Source organism: Paraburkholderia flagellata (genome assembly GCF_021390645.1).
GTDB lineage: Bacteria > Pseudomonadota > Gammaproteobacteria > Burkholderiales > Burkholderiaceae > Paraburkholderia > Paraburkholderia flagellata.
Genome location: NZ_JAJEJT010000002.1, coordinates 1872771 through 1892906, shown reverse-complemented (window position 1 = coordinate 1892906; position 20136 = coordinate 1872771). Strand labels below are relative to the sequence as shown.

The window sequence follows — 20136 nt, the reverse complement described above, 5'->3', positions numbered from 1 at the left end:
GTCCACGCTTCAAAACCGTTTTTTGATGTTTTGTTAGCTGGGAGTACATATGCTCGCCTTAGAGGTAATTTTGGTCCCTGTTTCCAACATTGATCGTGCATTGAAGTTTTATACCGAATGCCTTGCGTTCAATCTGGATGTGGACTACCACCCAACGGACAACTTCCGAGTGGTGCAGCTGACGCCACCGGGGTCGGCATGCTCGATTCAACTCCTTTCCACAGAGTCACCTGAAAGACTCAAGAACGTCTATCTTGTGACGGATGATCTCGCGGCGACGACTGCGCAGCTCTCGCGCAACGGTGTGAACGTGGAAGCGATTCGTCACAAAGATGATTTCGAATCGTGGGCAGGAGGTTGGAACCCGGGGCTTGATCCGTCTCGTCGCGATTACGCCAGCTTCGCCGAGTTTCGCGACCCAGATGGCAACACCTGGACGTTGCAGGAGCGCGGATATCGCGGCTAGCAACGCAGTCGAAGGCGCGCGGGCGAAAAATCTAGGGGTGAGGTGGCCTCGTTTCCTTGCGGGTCACGCTCGCCATGTCCATCCGAATGAAAGACCGGAAGTTGCCTGCGAGCAAAGGGTCGAGTATCGGTTGTGGCTACCAGGGCACAGCAGTCATGGGGTGAATAGTGGGGCTTGTTGCCGGCGAGAATTCTAGAGTGAGCATTTTCGGAAGGCATGCGCGTGTGACACTGGAGCGCTGACGATATCCCAAACCGGCCGGATATCACATAGACGTCGCTTGATGCGACGCCTGAGCTAGTGCCTAGAGATGGTAACGTGAATCACAATCGCGCAGACCTCTCGTTCTGAACCATGAGAGGAAACTCAGAAAGGTGCGCGAGAGTGTGCTTTGCGTTGCGCTGGCGAACGGACGTCCGGCCCAGACAGATCGATACCAAAAAGTTGTCGTGAAAAACATCAGTAAAACTAAATATTAATTTCACGGTAATGTCAAACTTCACAGTGCTGACGTTCCCACGAATTTAGTGGGCTCGAAATGAGATTGAGAATCTCAAAAAGACGTGAATGCTGCATCCTCCTTTCGCGGGGCGCAGGACGCGGGGCATCGGCGAGGCACCCGATGGAGCACCGATTCTCCTGCGAACTGCCTGAGGTAGTCATGCCGTGACGGAGCAGTTTCTAGACAAAAAAATGAACGCTTCGGGATTCGGAAGGAGCTGTGACGAGTCGGGGCAAGTCCGCAATGCACGAAGGGTGATGCATTCGGTAACTTGTTAATGTAAGTATCACGGGTTACTATGACGCATTGCGTGGTTGATGACGAACGATCGATTGGTGCAGCGGGAGTGGAGTGCAAACATGAGCGATGTTAGCGAAGAGCGGTCGTTGAACTCGCATGCTGAGACAGACGGATTGATGGTGGAGTCGAGCGCGGTTTCAATCATGACCGGTGGTGAGGCACTGATTGCGGGATTGGTTGACCATGGTGTTGATACCATCTTCGGACTGCCGGGCGCACAAACGTATGGACTCTTCGACGCCATCCATCGGGCTGGTCCGGGTTTTAAGCTGATTGGCGCACGTCACGAGCAGGCGTGCGGGTATATGGCGTACGGCTATGCGAGATCTACTGGCCGCCCTTCGGTATTTTCAGTTGTACCGGGACCGGGACTGCTCAATGCGAGCGCAGCAATGCTTACGGCATATAGTGGCAACGAACCGGTACTGCTGCTGACAGGTCAGGTTCCGACTCAATTCCTTGATCGCGGGCGCGGTCATTTACACGAGATGCCTAATCAGCTTGCGACTCTGCGAACGCTAACGAAATTTGCCGAGCGGGTGGAGACACCTTCGACGGCGCGTCGGCAGGTTGGCCAGGCGTTTCAAGCGATGCTGTCCGACCGTCGAGGCCCAGCGGCACTCGAGATGCCATGGGATGCATTCACGTCTAGATGCGCGGTAGCAAATTCGAATGAAACGGCAACGTTTGCGCCCCCAGCGGTAGACGATGATCAAATTGACCGCGCTGCAAAGCTGATTTCAGGTTCGCGGAGGCCAATGATCTTCGTAGGGAGCGGGGCAATTGAAGCAGCAGACGCGATTCGGCAGTTAGCCGAAATGATTGATGCGCCGGTCGTCTCGTTCCGTAGTGGCCGTGGGGTTGTCGGCAGTGACCATCCATTGGGGCTAACGCTCCCCGGAGCCTTCGATTTATGGGATCGGATCGACTTGGCGATAGGAATTGGGACCCGAATGGAAGTTCCGGGTTGGAGATGGGGGTACCGGCCTCCAGGTCAAAAGATGTTGCGAATTGACATCGATCCTGCAGAGATGCGGAGAACCGTTCCAGATGTTTCGGTGATCGCGGACGCAAGGCCTGCGGTCGAAGCGCTGATCGGCGCTGTCGGCCGGTCTGGATTCGTTGGGACGCGAGGACGCCGGCAGGAGATTCGGGATAGAGCGATAGGCGCGATGCGGAAGGTTGAACGTGAGCTTCAGCCACAGATTGCGTATCTCCGTGTACTGCGTGAGGTGCTTCCTCGAGACGGCATCGTCACTGATGAACTATGTCAAGTGGGATACGCCGCCTGGATCGCTTTTCCGGTGTACGAACCCCGGACGTTTATCAGCTCTGGTTATCAGGGAAATCTAGGCTCGGGGTTTCCGACTGCACTAGGTGTCAAGGCGGCACACCCGGATCGCCCAGTTGTAGCGATAACGGGCGATGGTGGTTTCATGTTTGCCGTACAGGAGTTGGCTACCGCCGTGCAGTACCGACTCGGAGTGGTGACGATCGTTTTCAACAACAATGCATTCGGCAATGTACTGCGGGACCAGATACAACAGTTTGAAGGTCGCGATATCGGTTCCCGGCTTGTTAATCCCGATTTTCTCACATTGGCGGAGGCGTTCGGGGTGAAGGCGGAACGTGTTACCAATCCCATAGCATTCAAGGGTGCCCTTGAGAGAGCGCTCGCGGATGGTGGTCCGCGACTCATAGAGGTCCGTATCGAAAACGAAGAGAGTCCGTGGAGATTTATACATCCGCGAAAGATCTGATCGATTCGATTAATGCGTGCGTTCATGGAGCGCATCGTTATGACATTGCGGATGGAAGCTCGGTGAGTTGCCACGTGGAATGTCCGCTTTTTATCGACCTTTGCCCTTCATCATTGCGCGTCGCGATAGTTACTTAACATGTCATCATTTTCAAAAATACTGCTTGTGTACGACGGAAGCGAAGAGGCGGAAGTCGCGTTGCGTCGCTGCTCGCAGCTTTCGATTGCGTTGAACGCACAGGTAGACGTCGTTTCAGTGATGGACGCGGATGGTATGAATGCAACTTCCGGCGGTTTGTTGACTGACTTGGCTTACGGACTACTGGAGGAAACAGCTCGCAATACCCTCCGGAGTGCCATTGAGAAACTGGCGGTGACAGGCGTCTCTGCGCGAGGATACATATTGTTCGGGCGAACTGTCGACGCAGTGTTTCGCCACGCGACAGCTTTCAGTTCAGACGTTGTTGTAGTGGGTCATCGTACGCCACGAGGTTTCTGGCGATGGTGGCGAGGCGAGCGGCCAGTTCATGTTGATCTGGCGGAGCGCCTGCGGGGACCAACAATCGTCACCGTGACTCTTTGATAGATCTGAAAAGTGAAGTCTCTCAGACGATCGATACAGAATATTTGTGAATATAAGCCAATGCTAAAAAAGTGGAAGAAAATCGTTTATCGAATGACGTCGATCTCGGCCGTTTGTCTTATATCCGGCGTGTGGTTGGTTGATGCGCACGCGGATATTAAGATCGGGGTGACTGTGTCGGCCACCGGTTCCGCCGCGTCAATTGGTATGGCGCAGAAAATGACGATTGAGTTATTACCAACGGAAATAGCTGGGCAAAAAATAGACTACATCGTGCTCGACGATGCGTCGGATCCTACACTGGCGGTAAAGAACATCCGAAGGTTTACGTCTGAGGACAATGTAGATGTGGTGATTGGCTCCACTACTAGTCCAGCATCGCTCGCAATGGTTGATATTGCGTCGCAATCCACAACACCGATGATATCGCTGGCCGCGTCTGCGTCGATAGTTGAACCCATGGACGCAAAGCGTGTGTGGGTCTTTAAAACGCCTCAGAACGATGATCTCATGTCGGATGCTATCGTGCACAGCATGGATGTCCGTCACGTCAAAACCGTCGGTTTCATTGGGTTCGATGATGCTTACGGGGAAAGCTGGTTCACGGAATTTAAGAGAAGTGCGGAAAGATCGCACATTAAGATTGTCGCAAGTGAGCGATTTGCTCGGAACGACACTACAGTAACTGGCCAGGCGCTCAAGCTAATCGCGCAGCACCCCGACGCGGTATTGATCGCAGGTTCTGGGTCGCCAGCCGCATTGCCACAAAAGACGCTGAAAGCACATGGTTACAATGGGTTGTATTATCAAACGCATGGCGTCGCGAACGACGACTTCCTGCGCGTTTGCGGCAAGGATTGTAACGGCACGCTTCTACCCGTCGGTCCGCTGCTGATCTCCGATCAACTACCGGATAATGCTCCTGCAAAACGCGGGGCTCTCTTATACCGCCAGGTTGTTGCTAGGCATGGCGGTGAATCGATATCGATGTTCGGGAGCAACGCTTGGGATGCGGGCTTGTTACTGCAACATGCAATCCCCATCGCACTTAAAATAAACCAACCAGGTAGCGCGGGTTTTCGCGCCGCACTTCGCACGGCACTCGAGACCACTACCGATCTCCATACCTCGGAAGGTGTTGTCAACATGACTCCTGTGGACCATTCGGGCCTCGATGGGAGAGCCCGAGTGATGGTCAAAATCGTTGATGGGGCATGGCGACTTACCGAAGACTGATCCATGGGGTGTGCACACGAACACTTTTGAAGTGGTACGACGCGGCGAAGCGTAGATAAAGATGATTGCGTTGAACTGGGAAATCCTGGCGCGCTTGGTAGCTGATTCGTTGATCGCAAGTCGCGCCTCGCTTGAGCAGTTCGCGACCATACAGCAATGTAGTGCCGGAGAAGCCTCTTGTACGACGCGGAACATGGTCTCAAAGCCTTATTTATCGCTGGTCTGGACGGCGACACCATTTCTTACCGGGGCTTTCTGACGGAACTGACGCGTCATCTTAGAGGTTACCTACGTAAGCGCATTCCGCGCATGCAGGATGATGTCGAGGATTTGATCCAAGAGATCCTATTGGCCGTGCATAACGCGCGTCATACGTACAAGTCCGATCAACCATTGACTTCGTGGATTCACGCCATCGCCCGTTACAAGCTCGTGGACTTCTTCCGATGGCGGGTGCGTAACGATGCCTTGAATGACCCTATCGAGGATCATACCGAGATTCTCTCGGTGTGCGAGGACGAGCCTGCAGACGCGCGGCGCGACATCGGGAAATTGCTTGCGCAGCTACCAATTAAGCAAAAAATGTCAATTATGTATGTGAAGTTACAAGGGTTGTCCGTGGTCGAAGCCGCACGCTTAACCGGTTTGTCCGAATCCGCCGTCAAGGTCAGTGTTCACCGTGGATTGAAGGCACTCGCCGCCCGGGTCCGGGGAGACGAGTGAAAACGCCGGGGCATGCGTAGCACTATTGCGCGATGAACTACATTGGAGATATCGATTGCTGAACTCGGGTCGTTTCTGTTGACGAGTACTATCTTCAGGTTTCGTTCGGACTTTCAGGTTCGTGGCGCAAAGCGGAATCTTCTAGGCGAAGCTGTGCGTTTTGGTCAGCATCTGCGTCGGTGCTTTGATCGCAAGCAGCCAGCTATCGCGACCGCGTGAGAATGCCGGTGCTGCGTGGTCCGTTGTTGTCATGCACGTTGCGCGGCTTTGCTTGGCCGATAGCACGGCCGTGCATTTGCTTATGCGCTTGATAGTGGGTCGCTAACGGGTGTCGGTAGACAAGCATGGCGCATCATCTTTTCGCTCCGGGCAGCATCAATTCGCCGGAGCTGAGAGACGTCCGATTGAGTAGCTAAAGCCGACGATCTGCGATCGCCATCTCACTGCGTTCGACTAAACAGACATCACGATCTTGCCAAATTGCCGGTTGGACTCGAGGTATCGGTGAGCGCCGACAACATCTGAAAGCGGAAACACCTTGTCGATCTGTGGGCGTAGAAATCCTGCGCGGGCACCAGCCGATATGAAATCTTGCGCGCGAGCGAGGGTGATAGGGTTCTGCGTGACCTCCGTATAGACGAAACCACGGAAGGTGAGGCTTTTCTTAAGCGCAACCTTCAAAGGGAAGGGCGTTCCCTCGGGACTTAACGCGCCGTGGATGACCAGCGTCCCTCCCGGCCTCATAGCATCAGCCAGATCTGTTACTGCAGGTCCGCCGACTGCATCGAACGCACACTGGACACCTCCACCGGATATGTCCAGCAAACGTTCTTTCAGCGATTCCTCCCGTGTCGCGATGACGTCCACCGCTCCCGCCTCCAGAAGTGCCTCGCGTTTATCGCTGGAGCTCGTGGTGGCAATCGGGCGAGCTCCAACTTGCCGTGCTACCTGTATTGCCGCGAGACCGACACTGCTTGACGCTGCAGATACGACAACCCATTGGTCCGCGAGCAGTCGGCCGGCTTCGATGAGTCCTCCAAAGGCAGTGAGATAAGCCATCCAGAGCGCTGAGCCTTCGACATTTGACAGGCCTGCCGGTTGCGGGAGCAGGAATTCCTCAGGCATGACGATGTGCTCTGCGTACGTGCCGTAGCGTCCAAGGTCGAAACCCGGCAAAACGTTGACGACGTCTCCGGCGGTGAAACGGGTGGCATTTTGGCCACTACAGACGACTGTACCTGTCGCCTCAAATCCGAGCTGCGAAGGCAGAATCGCTTGAGCGAGGTATTGGCCTGTCCGGAACATCACGTCGGCCCTGTTTAGGCCGATAGCAGAAACCTTAACGAGTACCTCGCGCGGGCCTGGTTCTGGAACAGGTCGCTCCTCAATCTTCAGCACTTCCGGGCCACCAAGCTGGTGAAAACGGACAATACGGGACATTTTCGGCTCCAGAATTTAGACCTTTTGCACGAGTAGTTTGCTCGAGGCAGTCGCCAAAACGACCACGACCGGCATCGCCTAATCAACATTATGACTATCTTCCAGTCCCATCGTAGTCGATGTCCCAACTGCGGGAATCGCAAGGCCTCCTTTCGGTTTGGGTATCGTCGGTACAACATCGGCCATTGCGGCAACATTTCGACGTCCGCTTGACCGAAGCTCACATCTTGACGACACCCATCGACGAAGATCCATGATCGGCGTCGGTGCTACCGACTGCTCCTATTTTATGTCCAATTCCGGCCTGTGTATGGCTTCCTTAATGCAGTGGGCCGAGTAAAGTTGGACTAGAGTGTTATGCAATCGAACCGCCAAATGCCTTGAATTCCGCATTCCTCCGGAAAGCGTAGGAATACTTGAGGATATGTGCGATTACGCACAGTCTATACCGCCGCAAATGCGTTCCTATGTTCACACGTATCATAGGCCGGCGTGTGTCGGGTAGCAGATTATGCGGAGGAGATATGGGACGCTCAATCTTCGTAATTCTACTGCTTGCAAGCATGAACGTGCGAGCGGACGACCTTACGTTGCAGCAATGGCTCGATTTATATGTAAAGTCTTGTGTAGGGGGTGGATCCAGTTCGATTGTTTCGGGTTCCGTAGGCGCCGATGCTGAACTTTCACTTAAGAAATTTGCGGCTGACGGTAGCCTAACCGGCGAAGTCAAGCTCACTCGGGCCAACTACAGTCTGTTGAGTGAAGGGATCTCTAACAAGATGACAGAGACTGCCGCTAATGAAGCAGATAAGGTGCGTGAGTGTCTCGCACCACTTCGCCAAACTCTGATGGAGGTGATGAGCCGTCAGATGGGAGTGTCATCACCCGGTACTGATCCCGTGTTCATCCTGAGTCCGGGTGAAGAGAAAGTAATGAAAGTACTTGCCAATCAACGTGGGGAGGATGGCAAAACGGGGAAGAATGTCTCCACTCAGGTGGTTATGAACGCAACTGGGATGTCTGATCTCCGCCTGAGGACAACGATGCAAATGCTTTCCTCAAAATTGCTTGCAAATCAGTCTCAGTATGCGGAAGTCGCTGGCGTTGTACCGAACGCGTCCATCAAGATGGTAGACGTAGTGTCACTATGGGACAAAGGAGAGGATTACGTCGTAAAGATGGGTTACGCGAAGTAAAACTTCTCGCTGATTGCAGTACGATTTGAGTTGCCCACGTCGCTTCGAAGCTGACACGTGTTACCGAGGACTCTGGTGGAGAGGGAGCTATCGGTGCAGAAACAACCACGGCAGGCCTGATTGCAGTCTGGTTCCTCGATAGCCAACGATGTCACAAATCCTCCGGCCTCGTTTGTTCGAACCGTGGGCAAGTACCTTTGTCGAAGGAAAGTGACGGGAGTCGAAAGATGCCACCAAAAAGCGGCCAGATAACCACCAGCACTATCGTTGCGACATTTGTTTTAGTCTTCGCTCAAACAAATACTTTTGCCAAGGATCCTTCGCAAGGAATTTTAGGTAACCAGACCGCCCAGGACGCCGCATCGTACGTTAGTGGGTTCGTCAAAACATGCGTTGTCCATGACATCCATACACCCTCTGTTTGGCTAAAATTTGAAACGTTTACCTACGTACCCGAGAAGCAAAGCGTCCTCATTGGGTCGATTGTCAAAGATGACAATACCGGGGTTGGGGGTGAAGGGCTAACCGAAACTTCCCTTGCGGAGCTCGATCCCGATCCCGAAATTACAAACCTAAATGGCACCGTCCCGGTAGTCCTCTTTCACTGCACAAGCGGTCGATGCGTTCGTAATATCGGCGGAGCCGCAGCAGAGCCGATTGGGCAAGTCATTCTTCCGGGATGCACAGGAAAAGAGAGACTAGCCAAGGCGTTCAGCAAACTCATCGAAACGGCTGGCGGCAAGCGATCTGGTTTTTGACATCCGTTTCTGTTCCTGGCTGTTAGGCCGGGGATGTTAGGTGGTTGCAAACAGTGGGATGACGCGCTGAGGTCTGATGCCTACGCATAGACGCTCGAGGCTCACCACTCGCATCCTGCGATGCAGACTGACTCGAACCCCTCTCCCTTCTCGAAACGCAGCAGACCCTTGCGGCGAGCTAACGCGTAGCCATTAACGTAACGCATTTCGGCTGCTTTAACCGGAGCGTTTACGCATTAGCCGTGACGAGGCTCTGTCGAAAGGAGCCTCGCCGTTCAGATTCCATTGGCCTTGACCCTTAACAATAGCAAAACTAGAGCAGCTTTTTGCGGGCGAGCTCGCCGTCGATGTATGCCATTACTTTGCTCGCAATGGCTGGACCTATCACGATATGGTCAAACACGTTTGCAAGCTCTCGGCCGGTCCAGGGAAGATCGAGAAAACGTCCGAGTCGCTCCAGCATCGCTGAAAGTCGTTTCTCGAGAAGCCGCTTCACTTTTTGCTCTTCGGGTTTAAACGCCCCCGCAGGCCAATTGACCTGGTCCTGAGGCATGGCTGCCGTGCCGTACAGTGGAATAATCGCGAATTCGTCGCCCTGCGGCCTCGGAAAGTTGGCACTGTCTGGGTCCTCAAACAGCGGTGGATTTCCACGGAACAAGGGGTTGTCTCCGGGGAGCGTAAATGTTCCACTAAGGAACGCCTGGCAGTTTCTCCTCCCGAGCATGAAATCGTGATGCCTGAACTCTTTACACAGAAATCCCATGAATGCGCCCATCCCTTCTGCACAAAGGGCGTCGCCGCCGACAAAAGTACTAGCCTGCTTATCTGTCCGCTTTGGTGCGATGAGGAAGCGGTTGTAGACATCTTTGCTCAAAAAGCCTGCAATGTCCGCTGTCGCGAAGCGACTTGACTGAATGAACATCTGGAGGGTCGGCGAAAGCAGGGAAATCAGCGGGGGCGGCCCCCCGTCTGCCGGCAGGACCGACGGCAGCGGATCGACGAGCGGATCAACGAGAACGATGGCGCGGTTCGCTTCCACACCGCTTGCTCGGTTCGCGTGGTGCGGCGTGCGGTCCAAACCTTCGAGCACTTGGGAGGCCAGCATAATTGGTTCGTTGTCGGTGCATCCACCGTCGAGCGAGAGAAACGAGTACGCAGTAAGTTTGCCTTGTTGCGCGACCTTCGGCCATAGTGGTGTAAGCCAGTCATATCGACCGGCAAGGCTATTCCACGCAAAGCGATACGCGTAGTTCGCGCCGTCACGAGAAACGGCTCGGGCGGGGAACCCTATGGGAAAAGCCGAGGTGCCAAGCACATTCTGTGATAGTGCGGACCACGGCGTAGGCGCGGGGAACTGTACCGGTACCTCCGCAGCCTCGCCATTTGGCACGTTGACGAATTTCGCATCCGGCAAGTATCGGATTCCTGGCGACGGCGAATCTGCTGATGCCGAGTATCCGAAGTAAAGCCGGACATAGTCCGCATGGTTCGTAAAATATTCAGAAGCGGCGGCGGGACTTGCGCTTGTGAACATTTGTGAATACGGCACACCACCGAGATTCGTATGCGTGACGATCACGGTCAGCGGGTTATATATCCAGCTACGTGCGTTGATTCTGGTGACGCCAGCTTGGTTATTGGAGGGAAAACCGCTTAACGATTGGCCAGCTCCTTCGTTATTCTGAGTCTCGGTTGCAGCACCGAGACTCCTTTCCGCTACCTCGGTTAGCACATTGCCATTGAGAATCGAGACAATGGGCGCTTCTTTGCCCGATACCTTCGTATCTAGGTCTGACGTGTCGAGCAACCTGTCGATGCTGATCTCGTTGACCCAGACCTCATAGAACGGATTGGAACTGGGGGAATGATTTTTAACATCGGTGGCGGACGCTGTCGCGTGCGGAAAGCTGTAGTGCAGCGCGCGCGCTGCCAACACCGCATTAATCCCACCGCCAGACGCGCCCGTGATTATCCGTATCCTCACCCGATGCTGAGCGACGTCTGATCGCTTTTCTGCGCGTGCCTTGTCCCACTCGTCAAGCGCCTGAAAAAGGAAGTCAAGCACGCCTGCGGTGAACGTTCCTGCTGACACTGTCCCGCCCAATACGAGAGCAAGTTCGAATACGCCTTGCTGAACTGCTGGAGCTGAAAAATACTCCTCAGGCCTCAAAGTAGGCCTCGGGGGAGCACTATCCTTTTCAGTTGCGGTGACCATAGTTCTGTCCTCGTATGTTTGCGGCGCTCGCGGCCGATGCTGTTTGATGGGTGATCGCGGACTTTTATGTCGCTGCCGCCATCGTCGCTGTGCTTCCGCTGTCGGTGCTTAACGAACCGCCTGACTTCATTGAAAGCGCGGTCGGTGTTGGCGGACAAATCCTCCGGTTACTCGGGGTGTACAAGACTTTTCGTGCAATTTTTCTGGCGCATACGCGAGCGATGCTTTCGAACATCCGGGCGACAGTCGTGTTGTGAGTCAACGTTGAAGTCTCTGGTAATCGCTCGGGTTGCGTAATTGCCTCGCGTCAGTACTAGTTCTGCTCTAACCCCTGTTTCATGACGGGCCTCATGGAATAGAGCGCTCCCGAATAGTGGCGCCTGCAGTGGCGAGAATGCCCCTTTCGTTAGTTGATCACCTGGGCAGAGTTGTGTACCTTCAAGCTGACGGTGACAAGGACGAAATGTGTGCCACCGCACACTTTGCGAAGAATTGATGCTCGGAATCGGACGTGGTACGAGCTTCCCAACAAGCACGAATTGAGCTTGCGCAGCCGGCAGGTTGCTTCGTCATCGATCTAAAGGCAACAGATATGACTGTTGTTCAGTGAAGCACTCTCGACAAACGAATAAAAGGAAAGGCCGCTACGTCGCGCGCTACGGCTGTGGAATGTTGATCAGGGTCATGCGCCCAGCAGGGTTAATGTGCAGACAAATATTTGAGACGAGCGGATGGCCGGAACAGACTGAGATCAACACTTTCCGACCGTTTAGTAAGCGGATTTCTTACATTTTGACTCGCACGGCGGCTTGGAAGCGCGACCCAGATAGAAGTGGAACGCGTCCACTCAACGCACTTACGAATTGCCTTTTATTCGTTGTGCAGGCATAGATGAACGCGCTTGATCAATCGCATCTGGAGGCTAGTTCGGCTTGTGAGGCGGCGAGGCTTGTACTATATTGCAAGCTTCCGCTGATATATAGAAAGAAAATAAACGATCCTCACAGGATATCAGGAGGTGGGGGAATTTCAGCGAAATCGATACAATTCTGTGCGACGTGTGCCGGCTTCGCCGAATGATGCAGTTACCGTTGGAGGGACCAACAGATGGACCCTACAATACCGGGCAACTTACAGCGACTTGGAGATAAGCCCGCGCCCCGTGACGCTAAGGAAGAGAAGCGCCGGAAGTACAGGATCTGCTTTGCCCTTTCGATTCTATTCTCGGTGCTGACATTGATAATGTCGGCACCGGATGTTATCGAACTGTGGCGTGAATCGCACTTACCCGACGAACTCTTGGCCGGACTGCAGCGCTCCTTCGCAAGCGGCGTGGGGGCGGCGGCGTTGGCGCAAGCCCATTCCGTTCCGGCGTTTGCGCGAGCAATGATCCAGATGTTGGCGGTCGTTTCAATTGCGCTTATGTGGTTTGCGACGTTCGCGCTTGAAGACGATTCCGCGTCCGCCGGAGAGGATGACACTAAAAAGGGGGTCACCAAAGGGCCAAGGTTATGGTTAGTTTCGTTGATTCCAGTCGTTGTGTACACCGTAGGGATGATGTCAGCGTACCAACCTGCGGTCTTCGTCATGGCATTGGCGGCGATATTTGTCGCTGCGGAGCACTACGGGAAGTTGAGCTCACAGAAAGTGCGCTTGACCGAATTGATTCAGCAATCCGATCGGCAGGTTAACGACCTTACGAGGATTGCGAACAGCACGCAACTGAAGTTGAGTACAGAGGGGGTTGCCGTCTTTATCCAAGACGTGTATCGCGCGTATTTCCGATCTAGCGTGATTTATGGAGTTGTTCGTAGTCATACGATCGACGACGAATGGCTAATTCCGGCCATGTCGTCACCTCGCGCCGCTTGGGATGATTACCTAAATTTTAAGTCGCCGAAGGGAGCAGATGGTTTGCCTGCCAGATTTACGATGGCCAGTTCGCTGATGGCGTCACCAAGGTCGCGCGCCGGCCGACGCACGCTCATGGCTCACTTTGTCTCCGACATGCCGTTACCAATGCGGTTTCATACCGAGACCGAAACCGAAACTGGGACCGAGACCGAGACCGAGACCGGGACCGGGACCGGGACCGAGACCGAGACCGAGCTCTCTGAGGAGGTCGTGAACTCCCAAAAGGCGAGACAGCGCTACTTCACCAATCTCCTTGGTCTTGCGTGGGAATGCGTGGTCTTCGACGAGGTACGGCGTAATCTCTCTCCTGATAGCGAGATCGGTAGTTGGATATCGAAGCCATTCTGCTGGGCTCATGCTACCGATCAGGAGGTATGGCAGGTGATCGAATGGGAAGACTTCCAGCAATCGATAGTCGTCAAGGTTGCTGACGCCTCGGATAGTACGCAGAACGTGCTGGCAAGATTGATGAGTGAGAAAATAATCGATTCGACACAGAGTGAAATTCGAAGGTATGTCAGACGCGGAGGAACCTCAGAAGAATATCTTTGTGCCATGCTCTGTTATGCTGCTTGCGCGAAGAATAATGCACACGCGAATTTAATACTTTCTGATGATGGTGCGAGGGATCCGAAAGTTGACAAGGATACCCTCGCTTCAATATTAGGAGTTCTTGATTGGGAATCATACATCGGCAAATCAAGTGACTCCCAATATGAGGCAAGGAGAGCTCTATGCTTAAATATTTTTGAGAGATTTATTTTGATTTGTCATGGCACCCCTCTTTGCTCAGATTGTTTCAAAAAGAGGACCGAGGCGATCTCGTTGGCATATAGACTGCTATGAAGAACGAGACATCCGAAGGGTTGCTTTCCAAAGGGGATAGTGCCCGACTGCTTGAGATTTGCCAAGAACTGACGACGGAGGTCGATAAAATCTTACGCGTTGGCGAAGAGCAAGGCAGTCCGTTCGACATCCATAAGGCTATAGCGCTATCAGGATGCGTAGATAAACGCCATATTGCTATCATCGATGATCTCTTAAGGATAGCCGCGCAGCTGACCAAGCATGCAGACGGTCAGAGAAAACTTCCTCACGGAAGGGATTCGCTGATGGATACCCAAGAAGGCAGCGACGAGTTGTTAGATTTGTTAACTGGTACGTGGCTGTGTCTTTATTTTTTAGGAATGCCGTTTGTCCAGATATGGGAGTACGTGCTATTTTTCGCAGATGATAGTGGGTTTACAAAGGGAGCTAGCCTCTGCAAGGCAGCAGGTGACGTATATCGCGCGGCACGAATATCTCGATGTGAGAACGTTGCGTCGATGAGAAACGACACGGACGTGCTTTATGTTTTGGATCACAATCCGCTTGCGGTTGATCATCTCATTCGGAAGACAAAGCACCGGCTCCTCGACTGGTGCGCGACTTTGGGTGCACTTTACGAGTTGCTGCAGTTGCGTCTCTATCTGGAAGTCGGCGGCCCCTTGGTGTTTAGGGTCCCGCAGTTGAGTCTTGCCCGTGCGCTTAAACACTACGTCATCAAATATCGTGAGGAAGAAGTATACGTGGCAGGAAATCTTTGGCGGCTTCTCAAGAGGACCTTTCCGGACCGACACAAAGCGGTGCAAAGCGCACTCGTTATCGCCGAGGAGGATCTAAGCTACATGCCTGGTTGCGTTATTGGCACAAAGAGAGGGGTGTATCGTACGCGGGTCGAAACTCATGAGCCGGCGATTCAAAGTGGGTCGGGGCGCGCGGGGAACTTCGTTCCATCGCGGCTTCTCGCCACGTATCGAGATCGCATCATGCACGTAAGCACTGCCACCGAGCCGTTCGACCTGCTGAGCGAAACTTCGGAGTCGTTCGAGAGATTATGTGCCAGCTTGGCGAGTCAGGGGTGACCGGCCTCCATGACCGGTCGCATAGCGCATTGGTGCATGCAGAATGAAGTGAGAGATGCTGGGATGAGTTTTTCCCCTTTCAGCGTCCATCCCGCTCGTGGGTGTGTCCGAGTTCATCATCGCTCGTGTGCGCCCCGGCGAGCGCTTCCCCGATGCGACGAACGAGGTGCGTCACAAGAGAATTGCCCAACAGCATCGCCCGAGTCACATCGGAGACTCCGTCGATTGCAGTAAACCCTCGCGGAAAGCCGGTTAGTTCCTCCAGTTCCTCTGGTGTGAGGCGTCGCAATAGCCCGCTAGCGTCACGAATTGCGTGCTTGGTACGGGACGGCGATGTTCCTCCTTCGGATGTGATGATGGTCCTTGCAGGTCGGTCCAGCCGGTCGGGAAAAGCCATCGCGCCTTCTTTATAATCATACTCAAAGCCATTCCGACTGCGTGGAACCGATTTCCCGCCTTTTGCCTGTTGCCACCTCGCTTCTTCCTCGGGCTTGATGAAGAAGCATGTCGGCACTGGGCCTGTCTTCTTGACAACGTCGGCGAGCGTCAATTTCTCGGTGTGACCAGTGAACATCCGGAAGTCGTCAAGAGCGGATGCGTCGGAATTGCAGGTGTAGACGCGACCGCCAAGCATCAGGCCACAGTTCCCAAACGGTGACTTGTTGTTCGATAGAGGTTTAAACGTGAGTTGTTCGGTAAGCGGGTCAAGGGCCACGTTTAGCGCGGGTTCGACGGCATCACGCGGGTTGCGAAGGGAACAAGGGAACGCGGAGAAGAGCAGTGTCAGAGTGAGAATGCTTTCCTCGGCAGCAGAGAGTATGCTTGCCGCCAGACGCCGGTAAATATCGGTGGTCTCGTGATAAGCAACGATGAAAACGCGCTTACGCTTTTGAGGATGCCCGTATTCAGCGGCGTTGACCACACGCCATTCCGCTGCGTAGCCCAAGGCGCGAAGCGTGGAAAGAATAACCGCGAAGTCCCGCCCGCGACAATTTGCCGGGCTCGTTATGAGGCGGTCCACATTCTCCAGCAACAAATACTTGACTGGGCTCCCGTCGTCGTTGCGCTGGGTTAGGAGTTGGGCGATGGACCACCAAAGGGTGCCTTTCTTGCCGGCAAGACCCTTGGACTGAGAGAGCGGCCGCGCGACGGAGTAATCTTGGCAAGGAAAGCCCGCGCAGAGTACGTCGGGAGACGCGTCGCGAATCGCCTGCCTTCCTTCGGTCGATTCTAGGAGTTTCTGAATATCTTCGTTGATATGGGGGGCATCCGGCCAGTGGGTCCGGTAGACCGTACTGGCATGCTGGGCCTTTTTCCCCGGTTCGTATTGGTTGCTGAGTGTGAATTTAAACGGCGTACCGTGAACGGCCTCGAGTCCGAAGCGAAATCCGCCGATACCGGCAAATAGGTCGATTACATTGAGCGTGGGCGTATAGCGAGCCTGCGACATCCCGTTTCCTGAAGTCGATTGAGGAAACAGGTGAAGCAACGCGTTTTAGCCGGTCAGCTGCGGATGCCGAATCGGTGGTCTGGTGGAGCCATGTCGTTCCGTGGCAAGCGTCAATGGACGTATTTGGTCAGGTGTCGGCTCTGATTTTTGAGCGTGCGGATACGCAAGAATTACTTTGACGGAACTGAGATCATGAAAGTCGCATGTGGTTTTGAATTTCGATAAACTTCAGGCACCTGATGTCGCAAACTGCGGGCGTTTGATGCTCGATTTGCACAGCTCGGTTTTTGGGCGCTAACACGTATAAATCAGTCAATTCGTGCATCGCACGCTTGAGCCTGCAGTTTCCGGATTCTCGCTTCGACCTGCGACAGTGTCGCCATATATCCTCCGTTACCGCTGTAAGCGCCTGTTCGCTGATGAGATTCGCAAACGAGATTCTTCGAAGGTGGTCGCAGCTATCCACAAGATGTTGGCGGAACACGGGCTGACGGTGGCGGACCTCGGTGACAGCAAATCGAATGGCACCGGTCGCCGCAGAGGGCGGCCCATTGGGTCGCAGAATCTCTCTACTGTTGCACGCAAAGTTGCGAAGAAAGCAACTGCGGCTTTGTATGTGAATCCGGAGACCGGCGCGAAGTGGAGTGGCCACGGTCGTCCACCGGCTTGGATTGTCTCGGCTCCGGACCGCGCCGTGTTCTTGGCGGGAGCGAAGGAGGCATCGCCAAAGAAGGCAGCGGCAAAGAAAACCTGGTTGAAGAAGATCTCAGCTAAGGTGGGGCGTTAGGCGGCAGCCAAGTCTGAAACGGCCGCGCCTGCTAAGACCGCTGCGCGGAAAATTGCGGCGGCGAAGAAGGCACGTGCGACTCAAGCGAGCGCGCCTGTGGAGGCAACGGCCAGTGAAGCCAGCACTGCGGCAGAATGAAGCTGCCGGGAAATACGAGTGAGCGTCCCGTTCCGTGTCACTTGACCCGGGGCGGCGCTCATCGCAATACCTTGTTGGCCGGTAGCCACGCACGTTGCCGCCCTTTCCTCTACCGGCCGCCGGTACGTCTCTCGTCCTTTCGGCGCATTTCCACTGTATTGCAAATCATGAACACGGCCAGAACGGGCGATTTCCTGTCTCGCAGCGATTGTCTCTGGCTAGGAGCAGTCGCGCGTGCGTATGGGCAGTGTCAAACTGGCGCGAAGTCGCTTGGAGTCAGTTCGAGTCGGATTGCATTGCCCGCGAGCAACTTTCGCTCGGCGATGGCGCGGATGCGGCCGTGGCTAACCCGTCGCGCACTCGGTCATCTTGTTCAGCATAGTGAGAGCCGCGCAAGCTTAAGGAATGACGGCTGAAGCACCGGTGAGATCGATCCCGACGTGCGTTTCCTTGCACGATACTTTCAAATGTAGTGGCCACCTTACGCTGAAAGCCGGACAACTGCACCGACGCATCGGGCGCTCACGCCGGATGTTTGCATCGGCTCGTATTGTTGTGGAGCGTATGTGCGCAAACGCACATACGCTAGGCATTAAAGGTCCCGGCGGCAGACGTTTTTCATATCTTGAGATGAAACACGCTGCGCTGGAACCTGCCGGAGACCTGCCATGTGGACTCGCTTGCTTCAACTGCTCGGTATCGAAGTGATCGCGCCTTCATCGGCGTCAGGAGCAGGCGGACAACACTCAGCAGACGAGCAGGGTCCAGCTTCTAAAAAGCGCAAGCGTAAAGGCGACAAAGGTCCAAAAGATGAGATCAAGGCGTTGTTCGCGAAGGGCGAGGACGAAACCATACACGGAAAAGCCCTCCGTGGAGTGGATCTCTACTATGAGTCGCTTCTCCGAGAACTGGACCTCGTCAGTGTCCAAGAACTGGAACTCGGCAGTGTTAATAATGAATTGCGGGACGACCTCTTGAGCTTTACGCGAGAGGTCGTGATGCCCGCAGGCTGGTACCAGTACAAATACCTGAACGCCAAACATTGGGCTTGGTTCTATATCCTCTTCAACGCTGTTCTCGTGGTCGGCATGCCATTTGCCGTGATCGGATTCGCAAGGGTTGCCATCTGGGCAAGGGTCAACGCAGTCGCGAGCCAGATAGCTGCGGTACTGACGGGGATTTTTGCATTGCAGAAGGTACTCTCGGCGTGGTTCTCCGCGCAGCAGAACTATGCCGCTTGGTATAAGGCTTCGTTTGACTTGAAATGTCTCTACAACGGTTTTTTAGATAAGTGGAAAACACGGGCGGCAGCACTGGCTCCGGAAATGATTGACGACTTGCGAGCTGCAACCGCAGAGGCGCGAGAAGTCATCAAGACTGAGCGCATGCAGTTCTATACTGCGATGGCATTGCCCACCTTTGACGTGTTAAGCATGATGACCGCACAGCGTACGACCGTCACGTCGTGGGTGTCGGCGTTGCTACCCGGGCAGGCTTCAAAACCTGCGCTTGGCACCAATAGCGACAGTGGCAAAGGAGGGCGGCAACAGGAGGGTGGCGGGGAGGTCGCTACTGGAAGCGGAAACAAAACTCAGAGCGACATAGACACCAGTAATGCAGCACCCGATGCGACAAGTGGGACTGACGACGCTTCTATGATGCCTGTTGCGCTGAAGCTTTCTCCGGCACCCCCCGTTCTCTCGCAGGCTGTGGTCGATGAATGTGTCAACTGCGGAGACTTTTCGAATTCAACAGGTATTAACCGATTGTTCAACGGAAACTTTATTGACTGGTACAACCAGTCGTTGGGTAGTAACGCAGCATTCGCCGACCGCAATCATATTCGTGATGACGATACAACGCGTAGCAGGTTCACGGAGTTTTGGGATCAAATTCCATCTGTATTTGGTGAACCTTCAATTACAGCCCTTCAATTCATTGCTCTGATGTGCATCGCCATTCAGGAAAACCGGGGAAATTTTTTTGCTAATTCAGAAATCGTCAATAGCCAATCGCATCCGCACTTGGCCTACGCATTCGACCGAATTGGAGCGAAAGCATCTTATAATCTTTTGAGCGGAAACTATACGGCATTACATCTGTTCCGGGATGAGACATACATTCAGGCACACCTTGGCCTTGCAGGTTATCAAGCGGTTGTCGCACCGAGCATTGACCCTGCATGGGGCGGAAGCGTCTGGCCTGCCAGATTCAGGACTGACGAGGATGAGACGGTCAACGGGTTCATTATGCAAGCGGACTTCTACAAGCTTCGTGGTCGAGGCGTCATCCAGACCACGGGTCGCCCCAACTATAGGGCGTTGCTGCTCTATCTCTATCAGAAGAAGCTGGCAGTCGGCCAGTCCATCCTGCAACGGCTGATCGCACTTAAACCTGCGGCTGGCGACTGGAACCCAGGTGATGATGACCTTGACAAGGTCATCATCGAATCGCGCGATACCGAATGGGATAGTCTCTTCTCACAGCCAGAGGTGCTCGCCGCAGGTGTGAGAGTGCACTCCATGAAACGCGGTTATCTGAGTCTTACTCCGACGGCGAGCGTGCTGGGGGCTACTTCGCCCGTCATCGGTTCCTACTATCGCGTGGGTACCTGCATAAACGGGGGAAATTACGCCTTAGTAGTCAGCAACCGGATGAAAGTCATGACGGAGGAGCTGGCCAGGCTGCGTAATCCCGATATTGGTCTATCGCGGCCGGCGCCAGTACTGCAGGCCTGATCTCCCAGCAAGAGGCACGTGCGGCTT

General features: G+C 54.3%; 14 protein-coding genes and 1 pseudogene. 11 read left to right on the top strand and 4 right to left on the bottom strand.

What is annotated here, in order from left to right:
* Positions 1-49 precede the first annotated feature (49 nt).
* From L0U83_RS22785 to L0U83_RS22765, 5 genes are all read left to right on the top strand, one after another.
* Entirely contained in the window at positions 50-466 is a 417-nt protein-coding gene (locus tag L0U83_RS22785) for a VOC family protein (RefSeq protein WP_233886351.1), read from the top strand.
* An 861-nt stretch (positions 467-1327) separates the two neighbouring features.
* Complete coding sequence (locus tag L0U83_RS22780; RefSeq protein ID WP_233886350.1) at positions 1328-3028, top strand: thiamine pyrophosphate-dependent enzyme; 1701 nt, start codon at positions 1328-1330, stop codon at positions 3026-3028.
* A 138-nt stretch (positions 3029-3166) separates the two neighbouring features.
* Complete coding sequence (locus L0U83_RS22775; protein WP_267939403.1) at positions 3167-3610, top strand: universal stress protein; 444 nt, start codon at positions 3167-3169, stop codon at positions 3608-3610.
* A gap of 60 nt (positions 3611-3670) precedes the next feature.
* On the top strand, positions 3671-4846 hold the full coding sequence (locus tag L0U83_RS22770) for an ABC transporter substrate-binding protein (RefSeq protein ID WP_373321080.1): 1176 nt from the start codon (positions 3671-3673) through the stop codon (positions 4844-4846).
* A 177-nt stretch (positions 4847-5023) separates the two neighbouring features.
* Complete coding sequence (locus L0U83_RS22765) at positions 5024-5569, top strand: sigma-70 family RNA polymerase sigma factor (RefSeq protein WP_233886349.1); 546 nt, start codon at positions 5024-5026, stop codon at positions 5567-5569.
* 453 nt (positions 5570-6022) lie between these two features.
* Here the strand turns inward: L0U83_RS22765 and L0U83_RS22760 are convergent, their stop codons facing one another.
* Entirely contained in the window at positions 6023-7009 is a 987-nt protein-coding gene (locus tag L0U83_RS22760; protein ID WP_233886348.1) for a zinc-dependent alcohol dehydrogenase family protein, read from the bottom strand.
* A 524-nt stretch (positions 7010-7533) separates the two neighbouring features.
* Here L0U83_RS22760 and L0U83_RS22755 point away from each other — a divergent pair.
* Together L0U83_RS22755 and L0U83_RS22750 are read left to right on the top strand one after the other, a co-directional pair.
* The gene (locus tag L0U83_RS22755; protein WP_233886347.1) at positions 7534-8205 is read left to right on the top strand and encodes a hypothetical protein; all 672 of its coding nucleotides are present in this window, start codon (positions 7534-7536) and stop codon (positions 8203-8205) included.
* 227 nt (positions 8206-8432) lie between these two features.
* Entirely contained in the window at positions 8433-8963 is a 531-nt protein-coding gene (locus L0U83_RS22750; RefSeq protein WP_233886346.1) for a hypothetical protein, read from the top strand.
* 313 nt (positions 8964-9276) lie between these two features.
* Here the strand turns inward: L0U83_RS22750 and L0U83_RS22745 are convergent, their stop codons facing one another.
* Complete coding sequence (locus tag L0U83_RS22745; RefSeq protein ID WP_233886345.1) at positions 9277-11178, bottom strand: patatin-like phospholipase family protein; 1902 nt, start codon at positions 11176-11178, stop codon at positions 9277-9279.
* A 1107-nt stretch (positions 11179-12285) separates the two neighbouring features.
* On the opposite strand from L0U83_RS22745, the gene L0U83_RS22740 reads away from it, so the two are divergent.
* Together L0U83_RS22740 and L0U83_RS22735 are read left to right on the top strand one after the other, a co-directional pair.
* The gene (locus tag L0U83_RS22740) at positions 12286-13938 is read left to right on the top strand and encodes a hypothetical protein (RefSeq protein WP_233886344.1); all 1653 of its coding nucleotides are present in this window, start codon (positions 12286-12288) and stop codon (positions 13936-13938) included.
* Complete coding sequence (locus L0U83_RS22735; protein WP_233886343.1) at positions 13935-14996, top strand: hypothetical protein; 1062 nt, start codon at positions 13935-13937, stop codon at positions 14994-14996. The genes L0U83_RS22740 and L0U83_RS22735 overlap by 4 nt, the downstream gene beginning before the upstream one ends.
* A gap of 79 nt (positions 14997-15075) precedes the next feature.
* Here L0U83_RS22735 and dcm read toward each other — a convergent pair whose 3' ends face one another.
* Positions 15076-16446 carry a DNA (cytosine-5-)-methyltransferase gene (dcm, locus tag L0U83_RS22730; RefSeq protein WP_233886342.1) on the bottom strand — a complete coding sequence of 457 codons (1371 nt, stop codon included), beginning with the start codon at positions 16444-16446 and terminating at the stop codon, positions 15076-15078.
* Between the two features lie 469 nt (positions 16447-16915).
* On the opposite strand from dcm, the gene L0U83_RS40865 reads away from it, so the two are divergent.
* Positions 16916-17233 carry an H-NS histone family protein gene (locus L0U83_RS40865; RefSeq protein WP_373321098.1) on the top strand — a complete coding sequence of 106 codons (318 nt, stop codon included), beginning with the start codon at positions 16916-16918 and terminating at the stop codon, positions 17231-17233.
* A gap of 388 nt (positions 17234-17621) precedes the next feature.
* Here the strand turns inward: L0U83_RS40865 and L0U83_RS22725 are convergent.
* Positions 17622-17723: pseudogene (locus tag L0U83_RS22725) on the bottom strand (DUF1488 family protein); the annotation flags it as partial.
* A gap of 316 nt (positions 17724-18039) precedes the next feature.
* Between L0U83_RS22725 and L0U83_RS22720 the strand changes: the two are divergent.
* The gene (locus L0U83_RS22720) at positions 18040-20109 is read left to right on the top strand and encodes a hypothetical protein (protein ID WP_233886341.1); all 2070 of its coding nucleotides are present in this window, start codon (positions 18040-18042) and stop codon (positions 20107-20109) included.
* The last annotated feature ends 27 nt before the right edge of the window (positions 20110-20136 follow it).